This is a genomic window from Ruegeria sp. HKCCA4812 (assembly GCF_013034245.1).
Classification (GTDB): domain Bacteria; phylum Pseudomonadota; class Alphaproteobacteria; order Rhodobacterales; family Rhodobacteraceae; genus Ruegeria.
In genome coordinates this window covers 1-13,805 of sequence record NZ_WQFQ01000001.1, presented here as the reverse complement: position 1 = coordinate 13,805, position 13,805 = coordinate 1, and the positions used below count along the sequence as shown (strand labels likewise).

Sequence of the window (13,805 nt, the reverse complement as noted above, 5' to 3'; positions counted from 1 at the left end):
GATTGCCAAGGTCAGATCAATGCCCGGTCAAAACCAGAGTGTTCACCGGCATCAGGATCAAACGCAAGCGCAGACCCGCTGCATGCACCACGCCGATCGTGTCGACCACGTGCAGGAAGGTCGCCTCCCAAAAGCCCAGATCCTCGTGCTCCAACCGCTCGTGGTTGTCTGTGTAGACATTGGCCAGACAATTGCTGCCCGGCGGAATGTCATCGGCCATACCTTTGTACAGCGGCTCCAAATAGACCAGAATCGAGCCCGGATTGTTGTTGCTCTGAACGTCCCGCAATTCGTCCGATGGGCGGATCTGGCCCGACGGGATGACATCCTGCACCTCGACCACCACGGTGGGGATCACGGTGAATGGCTTTGTCATGCAACCCAATTCACCAATCATGCCCGGCTTGATCACCTGGGCAGAGAGCTGGTTGAAAGCGGCCTGAAAACGATCATGCCCTGTGTGCGATGGCACAAGAATGCCCGCGGGGCGCAACAACGGGCTTACGTAGTCACCGACCTGAAGGCCGAACTGTTCGACCCGCCCTGTGACGCCCGCGGTGATCACCGTCTTGTCCAACTCGGTCTGCGCAGCATCCAGTTGCGCAATGGCACTGGCTAGCTGCGCGGGGATCAGTTCTTCGATCTGCTGCTCAACCGCGGCACGTTTAGATTCCGCTGCAAGAACCTGGGCCTCTCGCTCGGCGACAAGGTTTTCCAGCCTCTCAATCTCGGCCAGCCTTACGGCGCTTGAACCTTCGTCGCGCAAGGTCGTGTTGCGTTCAAGATCCTCCAGAGACTGCGCAAGCGCAGCCTTGGCACCTGCAATTCCAGCTTCCGCCTCGGCCAAATCGGTTTCCGCAACCTTAAGCGAGGCCTGCACCTGTGCAATCTGCGCATTTGCCGCCTGAACTTGGGCAGTCTGGCTGAAATCCTCGATCCGGAAAATCGGTTGACCCGCGGTTACCAGTTCGTTGTTCTTGACGAAAACCTCGGAAACACGACCGCCCAATTGCGGCAGAATGGTCACCGTCCGGAAATAGGATGCCGCGGTTTTGCTGGCCGGATGAAAGTAAAACAGCGTGGTGATCACGGTCAGCGCCAGAATGGCACAGGTGGTCAAACCCCAGCGAAGTTCGTACCACATGGTGAACAAGGTAATCTCGTGACCGATCCGCTTGCCCTGTACAAAACGGCGGAACAGATAGTCGGGCAGCACCGTTATCAGGGCGCAGAGCATGGTCTCGATCATGTGGATTGCTCCTGCGGATCGCTGGGTCCAGGTTCTGGCGCAGCCGGCACCGTTGTTTCAGGCACTGGTTCCGGAACAGGTGACCGACCGAGAGAACGAATGGCATCGGCAATGTTTCGAAGCGGGGTGGCAAAATCCGGGAACTGGAACCCTGCGACCAATATAGCAGCAACCCAGAAAAGCCCATTATGTGTAAACAGCGCCAGCAGTGCCAGAATGCCCACCAACTGAAACTGCGGGTGATTGTTTTCGTGGGCCATTTTTTCGGGAACCGAATGCAGCGTCAGGTATCCGACACCGATCAGCACCACCAGAACGACGAAAAAAACGACCATGGCGGAGAAAAGGTAATCGCTTCCGTCAGCTGCGACAACATATCCTGGAATATGCCCTGTGGCCATTGGATGAAGGTCTGCTGCGGTCACCTTACCCTCCTGTATATTTTGATACTTCTTTGACCGGGTTGAAGCACAATTTCAAGGCTGCTTATAGTCCGGGAACCCAAACGCGTGGCGAACGAGGAGCTTTGGCGCCAGCATGAAACTCAAGGAACCTGTAGCGTCTCTGCTCAGGATGGATCGCAAGTCATGATTGATTTCCTGATAATCGGAGGCGGCATCGCTGGGCTGAGCGCCGGTGCGCGCCTGTCGCAACACGGAACCGTGATGGTTCTGGAAGCGGAAGACGCCCTGGGCTATCACACGTCGGGCCGGTCAGCGGCCTTGTTCGAAGAAAGCTATGGACCGCCTTCGGTCGTCGCACTGAACAAAGCGGGGGCTGCCTTTCTTCATACGCAGAATGGCGGTTACCTGACCCCGCGCGGATTGATGCTGGTCGGAGCAATTGACCAGCCCGACATGTTCGAAGCCGATTGCGCCGATCTGAACATGGTGAAAATACCGATGGAACAGGCGATATCGCGCGTTCCGATTCTGAACCCGGGCAAGGTCGGGTTTGCAGCCATCAGCGAAGCGGCCTTTGACATCGATACGGATCGCCTGTTGCACGATTTCGCCCGGACCGTCAGGCAAAACGGGGGAACGGTTTCGACGAAAAGCAGAGTCACCGGCATTCGAAAAGAAAAACACTGGGCGGTTGAGGCCGGTGAGATCTTTGAAGCCCGCACTCTGATCAACGCAGCCGGGGCCTGGGTGGATGAGGTTGCACAGCTTGCAGGGCTGCCCGGTATCGGTATCACACCTCGCCGTCGGTCGATGGCGCGTCTTCCCGCCCCCGGAGGGCATGACGTTTCTGTCTGGCCGATGATGCTGGGCGCCGGCGAAACATGGTACGCCAAACCGGATGCGGGCAAGCTGCTGGTTTCACCATCCGAAGCCGATCCCGTTCCGCCACAGGATGCTTATGCCGATGATATGGTGCTGGCAGAGGGTCTGGCACGGTATGAGGAGTTGATGACCGAGCCTGTCACAAGAGTTGAAACGAATTGGGCGGGCTTGCGCAGTTTTGCCCCGGACGGGACCTTGGTGCTTGGGCGCGACCCGCTGGACCCTTCGTTTGTCTGGTGTGGCGGTCAGGGCGGGTTTGGTTTTCAAACCTCACCGGCGGCCTCGCAACTGCTGTGCGATCTTGTTGTCGGAAACACACCCGAACTGGAGCCTGACATAGTAGGCATGTTGACCCCTGACAGGCTGAAACGATGATCAAACGCAGCCTCCCCTCTTCTGCAAGCGTCGCCAATGCGTCTGAAGATGGCAAGCTGGTGGCCCCGGCAGCATCCCGGAACACCTACGCCCTGTGTGCAGTGTTGCAAGAGTGGGGGCCGTCCCAAGGCCAGGCATTGGAAATCGCAAGCGGGACTGGTCAGCATGTCCGGGCCTTTGCCGAAATGCTGCCCGGGCTGACCTGGCAGCCTTCGGAGGTTGACCCTGAGCGGCGCGTGAGTATCGACGCCTATACCCGTAACCTGCCAAATGTCGCGCCGGTCGCAGAACTGGATGCAGCGCTTTCGGGCTGGCACAGGCGGTTTTGCGGCCAGGATCTGATCGTTCTGATCAACTTGATTCACTTGATCAGTTGGCAGGAAACCAGAACCATCGTTTCAGAAGTCGCCCAATCCCTGTCACCAAAAGGGCGGTTCATCTTGTACGGTCCGTTCAAACGCTCGGGCCAACTCACCAGTGACGGGGATGTCCGCTTTCATAAGGCTTTGATCCAGCAAGACCCGGAAATCGGCTACAAAAACGACGCGGACATTCTGAACCTGTTCGAGAACTTCGGCCTGCTCGCGCTGGCACCGTTAGAAATGCCTGCCAACAATCTTGCGTTCATTGCCGAACGCCCTGAAGTCTGATCGAGATCAAAGTCAAACAGCCGCAACCCAATTCATATTCCAGTTGCTAGATATGAAGAAGGGCACTCAGCAATGGCATGGCAAGAAAAACTCTCGGCAACACGAAAGAGTTTGCGAAACCTGAACGGATCCATTCCCGACACGACACGCGCATTCGGAGCGCTTGGCAAAGCCGTCAAAAAGGGCGGGACGCTCGACTACAAGACCAAGGAACTCATTGCGTTGGGCATGTCAGTCACCCTGCGATGCGAACCCTGCATCACCCTGCACACCGAAGCTTTGATCAAGGCCGGTGCGACACGGGAAGAAGTGTCCGACGTGTTGGCCATGGCGATCCAGATGGGCGGCGGCCCAGCCATGATGTACGCGGCCAAGGCGCTGGAATGTTTCGACGAACTGTCTGGATGACAAAAAGAAAAGGCCCCGAAGGTTTCCGGGGCCTTTCTTCGATCAACCGTCCTTGCGGATGGTTTCGTTTTTCGGGTCGTAGGGGCTGTCGCAGGTCACGACCGCATCCCACAGCTTGTCCTGCATCTTGACCTTCAGCTTTGTGCCTTCGACAGCCAGCTCGGGCTTCACATAGCCCATGCCGATGGATTTCTCGAACACTACGGAATACCCGCCCGAGGTCAATCGACCCACGCGTTCACCTTCCGGTGTGTACAGTGCCTCGCGGCCCCATGGGTCGGCATCCTCCGGCCCGTCGATCAGCAGGGTACAGCATTTCACGCGCACACCGGTCTCTTCCAGCTTGGCCTTGCCGTAAAAATCTTTCGACAAATCGACAAAGCGCGGCAGGTCGGCCTCCAGCGGGGTCGCGTCACGGCCCAGTTCGGTGCCAAAGGCGCGATAGGATTTCTCCTGACGCAGCCAGTTCTGGGCGCGGGCACCGACCAGCTTCATGCCATGCTTCTCGCCGGCTTCTTCAAGCAGGTCGAACAGGTAGTTCTGCATCTCGATCGGGTGGTGCAGTTCCCAGCCCAGCTCGCCGGTATAGGCCACGCGGATCGCGTTGACAGGGCACATGCCCAGTTCGATCTGACGCGCCGACAGCCACGGGAAGCGCTTGTTCGACAGGGCGGTTTCCGGATCGGCGTCCTTGATGACCTCTTTCAGAACGTCACGCGACTTGGGTCCGGCGATGGCGAAGACGCCCCATTGCGTGGTCACGTCCTGGATTTCGATATATCCGAACTCCTCCATCTTGTCCTCGGCCGCCTTGCGCAGATAGTCGGCGTCGTACTCGGTCCAGGCACCGGCAGAGACGATGTAGTAGTTGTTCTCGCCATTGCGGACGATGGTGTATTCGGTGCGGGTGGTGCCGTGCGAGGTCAGCGCATAGGTCAGGTTGATACGACCGACCTTGGGCAGCTTGTTGCAGGTGAACCAATCCAGGAACTGGGTGGCACCGGGGCCTTTTACGACATGCTTGGTGAAGGCCGACGCATCGATCAGGCCAACGCCTTCTCGGATCGCTTTGGCTTCTTCGACGGCATACTGCCACCAACCACCGCGGCGGAAGCTGCGGCTTTCTTTGTCGAAGTTGTCAGGCGCATCCAGCGGGCCGAAATAGTTTGGACGTTCCCAACCGTTGACCCAACCAAACTGTGCACCACGCGCCTTCTGACGGTCGTATGCCGGAACAGTACGCAACGGACGGCAAGCTTCACGCTCTTCATCCGGGTGGTGCAGGATATAGACGTGTTCATAGCACTCTTCGTTTTTGCGGGCCGCGAACTCGGTGGTCATCCAGTTGCTGGAATAGCGTTTGGGGTCCAGCGAGGCCATATCGATCTCGGCTTCGCCATCGACCATCATCTGCGCCAGATAGTAGCCGGTGCCGCCTGCCGCGGTGATGCCAAAGCTGAAACCTTCGGCCAGCCACATGTTGCGCAGGCCCGGCGCAGGGCCGACCAGCGGATTGCCGTCAGGCGTATAACAGATCGGGCCGTTGAAATCGTCTTTCAGGCCGGACTCGGCACAGGACGGCACGCGCTCGGCCATAGCCATGTACTGATCCGCGATCCGATCCAGATCCAGCGGGAACAGATCCGCGCGGAAGCTGTCCGGCACACCGTGTTCAAACCGCGCGGGGGCGCCATGTTCATAGATACCCAGGATCCAGCCGCCGCGTTCTTCACGGGCATAGGATTCGTTGTCGGCGTCGCGCACGACGGGGTGTTCCGGGTTACCTGCTTCGCGCCATTTGACCAACTCTGGGTCCTTGTCCATGACGATGAAAGTGTGTTCGACCGGGATCGCCGGCATCTTGATGCCCAGCATCTTGGCGGTGCGCTGTGCGTGGTTGCCCGATGCAGTGACAACATGTTCGGCAGTGATCACAACCTTTTCGTCGCTTTCGACAAGGTTGCCGCCTTTTTCCACCATCTTGGTGCAAGTGACTTCCCAATGGGTGCCGTTCCAGTGGAAGGCATCCGCCTGCATCTTGCGCACGATCTCGACGCCACGCTGACGGGCCCCCTTGGCCATCGCCTGCGTCACGTCCGCAGGGTTAATATACCCGTCTTCGGTATGGTAGATCGCGCCCTTCAGATCCGATGTCTCGATCAGCGGCCAGCGTTCCTTGATCTGCTCGGGGGTCAGCCACTCATAGGCAACATCGCAGGTTTCGGCGGTAGAGGCGTAGAGCATGTACTCGTCCATGCGCTCCTGCGTCTGTGCCATGCGCAGGTTGCCGACGACGGCAAAGCCCGCGTTCAGCCCGGTTTCTTCTTCCAGCGTCTTGTAGAAGTCGACCGAGTATTTGTGGATGTGCGTTGTCGCATAGGACATGTTGAACAATGGCAGCAGACCAGCCGCGTGCCAGGTGGACCCGGACGTCAGCTCGTCCCGTTCGATCAACATCACATCATTCCAGCCCGCTTTGGCCAGATGATAGGCAATCGAGGTCCCAACGGCGCCGCCGCCAACGACCAGTGCTTTGACTTGGGTTTTCATAACCGGGCGTCTCCCCTTGAAATCAGTTGACACCATATGGCGCACTTGAGAGGGATCGCGCGACATTCATCCGACCAGTGATATGAAAAAAACGACCCGATCATCGAATGCGGGTCGCAGATCGGACATGAAACCCGTGATCTCAACCGCTGGAGCGACAGCGCTTGCTTGTCCCGATCGTGGTGCAGACAAGTTTCCGAACTTCCTCTGACGGTGTCTTGGCCGCGGGTTCCTCGGGCTGTGAAGGTTGGGCATCAGCTTCAAGCCGACTTTCCGAAATCCCGACACGCGCGGATACCGAGGCAACATAACCTTTGAAGCCCAGCCCGTTTTCGGATGCCTTGGCCTGCTGATAATAGTCCAGCCCAACAATGGCGACCCCGCAGATCGCTGCAAACCCTGCCAGATATTTTGCGCTCATCTCGACCACCTGTTCCTAACCGAGTCGGTGAGACCAGAACATGTGGACGATTTGAAGGCGCAATGCGGGCCAGAACGCGAAAACCGCTAGGATTGGCCGGATAATACCTTGCCGGGATTCATGATGTTCTCGGGGTCCAAAGCAGCCTTGATTGCGGCCATATACTGCGTGGCGGCGCCCAGTTCCTTGATAAGGTATGGCCGTTTGCCCTGACCGATTCCGTGTTCACCTGTGCAGGTGCCTTCCATTGAAATTGCCAGGTCGTTCAACCATCCGACAAACTCTTCGGCTTTGGCAACTTCTTCGGTGTTCTGCATATCGATCAAAATAAGCGTGTGAAAGTTCCCATCCCCCACATGCCCCACAATTGGCGCGAGCAAGCCAAGATCAGCTGCCTTCTGCTGAGTGCTTGTCACACATTCCGCCAGGCGCGAGATCGGCACGCAGACATCCGTTGAAATACCACGCGCGCCGGGGCGCAGTTGCAGACACGCCCAATACATATCATGGCGCGCCTGCCAAAGCTTGTTCCGTTCTTCGGTGGTCGAGGTCGCAGCAAAATCCGTACCGCCGAACTCCTCGGCGATCTGACCAAAGGTTTCAGCCTGTTCCGCCGCACCGCTTTCAGAGCCATGGAATTCAAGCAGCAGCAACGGCGTTTCCGGAAGACTCAGCCCGGAATAGGCGTTTGCCGCCTGAACCGACATTTCATCCAGCAACTCTATTCGGGCGACCGGAATGCCATACTGAATGGTCATCATCACCGCGCGGCACGCGGCATCGACCGAAGGAAAGGAACACCTGGCCGAGCTGATCGCTTCGGGGATGCCCTGCAAGCGCAGAGTCAGCTCGGTGATGATACCCAACGTGCCTTCCGCCCCAATCAGAAGGCGTGCCAGATCATACCCGGCCGATGACTTCTTGGCCCGGTGACCGGTACGGATGATCTGGCCGTCCGGCATGACCGCCTCGAGGCTGAGAACGTTGTCGCGCATCGTTCCGTATCGCACCGCATTGGTGCCCGAAGCGCGGGTCGCGGCCATACCGCCCAGCGACGCATTCGCCCCCGGGTCAATCGGAAAGAACAAACCCTGATCCCGCAAATGTGTATTCAGCGCCTCGCGCGTGACGCCGGGCTGCACCACACAATCCAAATCCTCGGCGTGGACAGCCAGCACCTTGTCCATCTGCATCAGATCGACCGAGATCCCCCCCGCTGGCGCATTCACATGCCCTTCCAGCGACGTTCCCGTGCCAAAGGGAATCACCGGCACCCGGTGCGCGGCACAGGTTTTGACGATTTCCGACACATCCTGCGTAGTATGCGGGAAAACCACGGCATCCGGGCTCTGGTTTTCGATCCAGGTCGTGGTGTGCCCGTGCTGTTCACGAATCGCGGCACCCGTTTGCAACCTGTCGCCAAAACGTTGTTTCAGAACGCCTATGACGGTTTCGATACCTGTTTCATTCCGAGGCAAAGCGGTCGCTTGCACCATCGTCATCCTCCCCTGTCCCGGCACGTTGCGGGCCGTTCAGTCCATGACTAAAGGGCTCGTCAAGTGCGGGCAATCCCCACAAATACCAAGGCCCTATTCGCCCAGCGCAATACCTTCGCGACGGGGGTCGGCACCACCGCTCAGCCCGTCGCCGATTTCGATGGCGTGAAGGCCAGATGTCAGGTCACGCGGGTTTACCTCAAACCCAAACTGGGTCAGCCCGTCGGAAAAGCCTTCGGCAGAGGTCCCGGCCTCGACATCATATGTCCCGAAACGATTGACAAGATGCGGCAGCGACACGGCTTGTTGCACATCCATACCCCAGTCGGCCCATGCGATAATCGATTTGGCCACATAGCCGATGATCCGACTGCCACCCGGCGAGCCAATCGCCAGAACCGGCGCGCCATCCTGCATCACGATGGTCGGGCTCATGGACGAACGCGGGCGTTTTCCGGGTTCCAGCCGGTTAGCGATCGGCACACCATCGCTGTGGGTCTTGAACGAAAAATCCGTCAGTTCGTTGTTCAGAAGGAACCCGTTCGTCATCAGACGTGAGCCAAAGCCGTTTTCGATGGTCGTGGTCATCGACAACACGTTGCCATAGCTGTCTACAATCGAGATATGCGAGGTCGAAGGCAGCTCCAGCGACACATCATCCGCCCAGTTCAGCGCGTGGTCGAACTCCGGCTGACCGGGCCCGACATCTGCCAACGCGCCTTCGGTGTTCAGCGATTCCGCTCGTAGCGACAGGTAGGCCGGATCAACCAGCCCCTTGGTCGGCATGGGCACGAAATCGCTGTCAGCCATGTACCGGCCGCGGTCCGCAAAGGCGAGGCGCGAAGCGTCTCCGATCAACCGCCAGGCCTCGGCGCTTTCCGGCCCCATGGCCGCCAGATCATAGCCGTTCAGCATCCCCAGAATTTGCCCCACGGTCAGCGCACCCGACGACGGCGGGCCCATGCCGCAGACTTCATAGGCGCGGTATTCCGCGCAAACCGGTTCGCGCTCGATCACCTGATACAGCGCAAGATCCGCACCGGACAGAACACCGGGATTGCCCGGAGCATTGCGAACCGTGCGCACGATGTCTGCCGCAATCTCACCGCCGTAGAATCCAGCCGCCCCGTCACTGGCCAACACACGCAGAGTTTCGGCATAAGCTGGGTTCATCAGGCGCTGCCCCTGTTGCAGCGGCGCGCCCCCCGGCAGGAAATATTCAGCGGTTTCCGGGAAGCGCGACAGGCGCTCGGCATCGTTTTCAACAAGGCTGGCCAGACGCGGGGACACCAGGAACCCTTCATCCGCCAACCGGATTCCATCGGCAAACAATCCGGGCCACGAGGAACGCCCCCAGCGGCGATGCGCCTCTTCCAGCAAGGCAGGTGTGCCCGGCGTCCCCACGGACAGCCCACCGACAACCGCATCGAAGAATTTCAGCGGCTCACCGTTTTCGTCCTGAAACAGGGTCGGTGTGGCCGCCAGCGGCGCCGTTTCTCGCCCGTCCAGAGTTGTCATCTGACCGGTCGCTGCATCGTACCAGACCAGAAACGCACCGCCGCCCAAGCCCGAGGATTGCGGTTCGACCAGGCCCAGCACGACCTGCACCGCAACCATGGCGTCTGCGGCAGACCCACCTGCGCGCAATACTCTGGCGCCGGCCTCCACCGCCAGCGGGTTGGCCGCGGCAACCATCCAGTTCTGGGACGTGACCGGAACGCCATCCAGTTTGGCCTCAAGCGCCGCGATGACCTCGTCGGTCATGGCCTGTACCTGCCCTTCCGTGGCCGTTTCGGGGGCAACGGCATCGGCCGCTTCCTGAGCGACCCCCGGAGCAGCAAAACAAAATGCAGAAAACAGTAGAACTGAAACACGTCTCATCTGATCAAATCCTCCAATACATCCCTGACTATCAAAATTGCGCGCCGAACACGCTCTGAACAAGTCCAAGCTGCACGCCATCAACACATGGCCGACGTCCGCAGCACGCGTTAAGGCTTTGCGTCGCCTACCAATCGATCCTGATCATAGTGGGTCATACCGCGGAACTCGGGCAACCACGCTTCACGCCGGGTGACCCAGCTTTCATATGTTGGCGTCAACTGATCTGGCACATCAAGGCATCCAAGATGCACCTCCACTTCGGTTCCGCTGCGCGCAAAGACCGGAGAGCCGCAGACGGGGCAAAAGAACCTGTCAGCATAACCACGCGCTTCGCCGGAAACCTCTATTCTGTCTTCCGGGAAAACGGCCGCCGCATAGAACACCGCGCCATGATGCTTGCGGCAGTCCAGACAGTGACAGATTCCGACCCGCAGTGGACGACCCGAAGCCCTGATGCGCAGATTTCCACAACGGCACCCTCCTTCATAGACGTCCATTCCTGCTCCTTTCCAGAGCGCTAGAGCATTGCCGGTACAACCTGATCCGGCGGGCGGTGGCCGTCTTCGAAGGTCTTGATGTTGATGATGACCTTCTCGCCCATCTCCACCCGGCCCTCGAGCGTGGCCGATCCCATATGAGGCAACAGAACCACATTGGGCAGCTGCCGCAGGCGCGGGTTCACGTCAGTGCCCTGTTCGTAGACATCCAGCCCCGCCCCCGCAATTTCACCTGCGCGGATCATCCGGGTCAGGGCGTTTTCGTCCACGACTTCACCGCGTGACGTGTTGACGATCACTGCCGAGGGTTTCATCAGTTTCAGACGACGTGCGTTCATCAGATGGAAGGTCGACGGCGTTGAGGGGCAATTGACCGAGATCACATCCATCCGCGCGACCATCTGATCGAGGCTTTCCCAATAGGTTGCCTCCAGCTCCTGCTCGGTCTCGGGCCGCAGCCTACGACGGTTGTGATAATGGACCTGCATTCCAAAGGCGTTCGCACGCCGCGCCACCGCCTGCCCGATCCGGCCCATGCCCAGAATTCCCAGACGACGACCTCCGATACGGCCTCCCAGAAAAGCGGTGGGCGCCCAGCCGGACCAATCTCCCTGCTGCATCACGCTCAGACCTTCGGGAATGCGTCGGGTAACCGCCAGAATCAGGGCCATGGTCATATCGGCGGTGTCATCGGTCAGAACCCCAGGCGTGTTCGACACCAGAATCCCACGCTGGCGCGCGGTGGACACGTCAATATTGTCGACACCGGCACCGTAATTGGCGATGAGCTTCAGCCTTTCGCCCGCCTGACCCAGCAGACCGCCATCAATCGCATCGGTTACCGTAGGCACCAGGACATCGGCTTCCTGCACTGCGGCCACCAGTTCTTCGCGCGTCATCGGAGTGTCATCGTCGCGCAAGCGCACATCAAACAACTCGCTCAAACGTGTTTCGACCGCTTCGGGCAACCGTCGCGTAACGACAACACTCAAACGTTCTCTTGGCACCTCGGCCCTCCCACTGCTTTGCAAACGGACGCGCGCCATGGCATCGTGGCGCAGGATAAGGCGGGGCACAAGAACCCCTTTGGCATTGAGTCGACCTTTTTTCGGAACCGGATCAACAGGCACAAGAGCAGGCAGTCAGTGAGTGGTATTCGACCGGTAAATCGCCGCTGTCTGGCGGCACTATCCGTATTTCTGATCATGTTCGGCGCATGGGCTGCTCATGCCGACGTGAAACGAGGATCCGTCACCAACCTCCCCCTGCCCCGTTATGTCTCGATGAAAGCAGCAGAAGGCAACGTGCGACGCGGACCTTCTTTGACACATCGAATCGACTGGGTGTTCAAACGGCGCGGAATGCCGCTTCAAGTCACTGCCGAATACGGCAACTGGCGACGGGTTCAGGACCGCGACGGCGCTGGAGGCTGGGTTCACTACGCCCTGTTGTCGGGTGTTCGGACAGTACTGATTGAATCCGAAATGCTGCCTGTCTATGCCCGACCCGATCCGACCTCCCCCGTGAATGCGCATTTCGAATCCGGGGTTGTGGCCCGACTGGGAACCTGTTCGCTGGACTGGTGCCGGATCACCGCCGGCGGGTATCGGGGTTGGACCTTGAAGTCGAACCTTTGGGGGGTCGACCCGTCCGAGATTCGCGAATAACCACAGGGCCGACCTTCCCCCGCGTTGCGGACACGCGGCAAGGTGTTTGAGTTTCCCGCCGATATGCTGTGAAACTCGACCAAAACGGAGGCGATCATGCGCGCAGTTACATATTCCACCTTCGGAAACCCCGCCGATGTCCTGCGGATACAGGACCTCCCTCCGGTCCCGCCGGGTCCGGGCGAGGTCACGGTAGAGCTGTCCTTTTCCGGAGTGAACCCTTCCGACGTCAAAGCCCGCGCCGGGACCAGACCGGGCGTGACAGAACCCCCATTCCCCCTGATCATCCCGCACAGTGACGGCTCCGGTGTGATCTCGGCCATTGGCGACGGAGTTTCCGCATCTCGGATCGGTCAACGCGTGTGGATCTGGAACGGGCAATGGCAACGCCCTTTCGGCACCGCCGCCAGCCACATCACCCTTCCCGATGCCCAGGCTGTGGCTCTGCCGGATGCAGTGTCGTTGCAGACCGGCGCGATTCTGGGCATTCCCGGTCTTACCGCCTGCCACGCGGTGTTTTCAGGCGGCCGTCCCGATGGGCAAACGATCTTGATACACGGTGGCGCTGGCACCGTCGGCTTTCTGGCCGTTCAGCTTGCCAAATGGGCAGGCGCGCGCGTGATCGCGACGGCCAGCCCTCGCAACTTTGACCGGGTCCGGGAAGCCGGCGCAGATATCGTGATTGATTACGCCAGCGAGGATCTTTCCACCGAAATTCTCGATGCAAATGAAGGAAAGACAATCGGCCGAATCATCGACGTCGAATTCGGCCGGAATATTCAAACAAACGCCACGGTCATCGCCGAGAACGGTCGCATCAACGCCTATGGCTCTGCCCAAGACATGACCCCCGTGTTTCCGTTCGGACCGATGATGTTCAAAGCCATGACGCTTGAGACCATTTTGATTTATCTTCTTCCGCCGGATCTTCGTACCAATGCCGTGAAGACCCTTCACAAGGCCTTGGCGGATGGCGCTTTGACCTGCCCTGTTCAAAAGGTCTTTGCACTGGAAGAATGCGCGTCTGCGCATGCAATGGTGCAGGATGGAAACCGGACCGGAGCCGTGTTGATCGACACCAAATGACCGCCCTGAAAAAAATCTGTTCAACGTGAGTTTTTTTGACAAAACGCTCTTGATCCCTGCCAACAACAATCGTAGACAGCCGCTCACCGTTGGGGTGTAGCCAAGTGGTAAGGCAGCGGTTTTTGGTACCGTGTATCGTAGGTTCGAATCCTACCACCCCAGCCAGTTCATCAGAACATCATTACTCCGATACCTGTTGACACCGTTTGCTGCTGAAAATGCCCCCCTTTATGCCC

13 protein-coding genes and 1 tRNA gene are annotated in these 13,805 nt (G+C 59.0%); 6 read left to right on the top strand and 8 right to left on the bottom strand.

Annotation, left to right across the window (positions count from 1 at the left end; genetic code table 11):
• Positions 1-16: 16 nt before the first annotated feature.
• Both GOW04_RS00070 and GOW04_RS00065 read right to left on the bottom strand, forming a co-directional pair.
• A complete protein-coding gene (locus GOW04_RS00070) occupies positions 17-1,249 on the bottom strand; it encodes an HlyD family secretion protein (protein WP_171231171.1) in 1,233 nt (410 codons plus the stop codon).
• Complete coding sequence (locus GOW04_RS00065) at positions 1,246-1,650, bottom strand: hypothetical protein (protein WP_174829319.1); 405 nt, start codon at positions 1,648-1,650, stop codon at positions 1,246-1,248. Before GOW04_RS00065 ends, GOW04_RS00070 begins: the two co-directional genes overlap by 4 nt.
• A gap of 186 nt (positions 1,651-1,836) precedes the next feature.
• Between GOW04_RS00065 and GOW04_RS00060 the strand changes: the two genes are divergently transcribed.
• From GOW04_RS00060 to GOW04_RS00050, 3 genes are all read left to right on the top strand, one after another.
• Positions 1,837-2,910, top strand: coding sequence for an FAD-binding oxidoreductase (locus GOW04_RS00060; RefSeq protein ID WP_171231170.1), 1,074 nt, complete (start codon positions 1,837-1,839; stop codon positions 2,908-2,910).
• Complete coding sequence (locus tag GOW04_RS00055) at positions 2,907-3,560, top strand: DUF938 domain-containing protein (protein WP_171231169.1); 654 nt, start codon at positions 2,907-2,909, stop codon at positions 3,558-3,560. Before GOW04_RS00060 ends, GOW04_RS00055 begins: the two co-directional genes overlap by 4 nt.
• A gap of 72 nt (positions 3,561-3,632) precedes the next feature.
• Positions 3,633-3,968, top strand: coding sequence for a carboxymuconolactone decarboxylase family protein (locus GOW04_RS00050; RefSeq protein ID WP_171231168.1), 336 nt, complete (start codon positions 3,633-3,635; stop codon positions 3,966-3,968).
• Between the two features lie 42 nt (positions 3,969-4,010).
• Here the strand turns inward: GOW04_RS00050 and GOW04_RS00045 are convergent, their stop codons facing one another.
• The 6 genes from GOW04_RS00045 to GOW04_RS00020 all read right to left on the bottom strand — a co-directional run bounded on the left by GOW04_RS00045 (position 4,011) and on the right by GOW04_RS00020 (position 11,823).
• Positions 4,011-6,518 (bottom strand): FAD-dependent oxidoreductase, encoded by a 2,508-nt coding sequence (locus GOW04_RS00045; protein ID WP_171231167.1) that lies wholly within the window; start codon positions 6,516-6,518, stop codon positions 4,011-4,013.
• A gap of 142 nt (positions 6,519-6,660) precedes the next feature.
• Positions 6,661-6,939, bottom strand: coding sequence for a hypothetical protein (locus GOW04_RS00040; RefSeq protein ID WP_171231166.1), 279 nt, complete (start codon positions 6,937-6,939; stop codon positions 6,661-6,663).
• A gap of 86 nt (positions 6,940-7,025) precedes the next feature.
• Positions 7,026-8,435, bottom strand: a complete 1,410-nt coding sequence (locus tag GOW04_RS00035; protein ID WP_171205331.1) for an FAD-binding oxidoreductase — start codon at positions 8,433-8,435, stop codon at positions 7,026-7,028.
• Positions 8,436-8,528: 93 nt separating this feature from the next.
• Positions 8,529-10,316 (bottom strand): gamma-glutamyltransferase, encoded by a 1,788-nt coding sequence (gene ggt, locus GOW04_RS00030; protein WP_171231165.1) that lies wholly within the window; start codon positions 10,314-10,316, stop codon positions 8,529-8,531.
• Between the two features lie 110 nt (positions 10,317-10,426).
• Positions 10,427-10,816 carry a GFA family protein gene (locus tag GOW04_RS00025; protein WP_171231164.1) on the bottom strand — a complete coding sequence of 130 codons (390 nt, stop codon included), beginning with the start codon at positions 10,814-10,816 and terminating at the stop codon, positions 10,427-10,429.
• Between the two features lie 20 nt (positions 10,817-10,836).
• The gene (locus GOW04_RS00020; protein WP_171232003.1) at positions 10,837-11,823 is read right to left on the bottom strand and encodes a D-glycerate dehydrogenase; all 987 of its coding nucleotides are present in this window, start codon (positions 11,821-11,823) and stop codon (positions 10,837-10,839) included.
• 198 nt (positions 11,824-12,021) lie between these two features.
• On the opposite strand from GOW04_RS00020, the gene GOW04_RS00015 reads away from it, so the two are divergent.
• From GOW04_RS00015 to GOW04_RS00005, 3 genes are all read left to right on the top strand, one after another.
• Positions 12,022-12,483 (top strand): SH3 domain-containing protein, encoded by a 462-nt coding sequence (locus GOW04_RS00015; protein WP_171205541.1) that lies wholly within the window; start codon positions 12,022-12,024, stop codon positions 12,481-12,483.
• A 96-nt stretch (positions 12,484-12,579) separates the two neighbouring features.
• A complete protein-coding gene (locus GOW04_RS00010) occupies positions 12,580-13,569 on the top strand; it encodes an NADPH:quinone reductase (protein WP_171231163.1) in 990 nt (329 codons plus the stop codon).
• 90 nt (positions 13,570-13,659) lie between these two features.
• Positions 13,660-13,734, top strand: a tRNA-Gln gene (locus GOW04_RS00005).
• The last annotated feature ends 71 nt before the right edge of the window (positions 13,735-13,805 follow it).

Excerpts from the sequence above, each read along its gene's own strand:
- ggt (WP_171231165.1), bottom strand. The coding sequence starts at position 10,316 with ATGAGACGTGTTTCAGTTCTACTGTTTTCTGCATTTTGTTTTGCTGCT.
- GOW04_RS00015 (WP_171205541.1), top strand. The coding sequence starts at position 12,022 with ATGTTCGGCGCATGGGCTGCTCATGCCGACGTGAAACGAGGATCCGTC.
- GOW04_RS00055 (WP_171231169.1), top strand. The coding sequence starts at position 2,907 with ATGATCAAACGCAGCCTCCCCTCTTCTGCAAGCGTCGCCAATGCGTCT.
- GOW04_RS00070 (WP_171231171.1), bottom strand. The coding sequence starts at position 1,249 with ATGATCGAGACCATGCTCTGCGCCCTGATAACGGTGCTGCCCGACTAT.
- GOW04_RS00045 (WP_171231167.1), bottom strand. The coding sequence starts at position 6,518 with ATGAAAACCCAAGTCAAAGCACTGGTCGTTGGCGGCGGCGCCGTTGGG.
- GOW04_RS00050 (WP_171231168.1), top strand. The coding sequence starts at position 3,633 with ATGGCATGGCAAGAAAAACTCTCGGCAACACGAAAGAGTTTGCGAAAC.
- GOW04_RS00010 (WP_171231163.1), top strand. The coding sequence starts at position 12,580 with ATGCGCGCAGTTACATATTCCACCTTCGGAAACCCCGCCGATGTCCTG.
- GOW04_RS00065 (WP_174829319.1), bottom strand. The coding sequence starts at position 1,650 with ATGGCCACAGGGCATATTCCAGGATATGTTGTCGCAGCTGACGGAAGC.
- GOW04_RS00035 (WP_171205331.1), bottom strand. The coding sequence starts at position 8,435 with ATGGTGCAAGCGACCGCTTTGCCTCGGAATGAAACAGGTATCGAAACC.
- GOW04_RS00025 (WP_171231164.1), bottom strand. The coding sequence starts at position 10,816 with ATGGACGTCTATGAAGGAGGGTGCCGTTGTGGAAATCTGCGCATCAGG.
- GOW04_RS00040 (WP_171231166.1), bottom strand. The coding sequence starts at position 6,939 with ATGAGCGCAAAATATCTGGCAGGGTTTGCAGCGATCTGCGGGGTCGCC.
- GOW04_RS00060 (WP_171231170.1), top strand. The coding sequence starts at position 1,837 with ATGATTGATTTCCTGATAATCGGAGGCGGCATCGCTGGGCTGAGCGCC.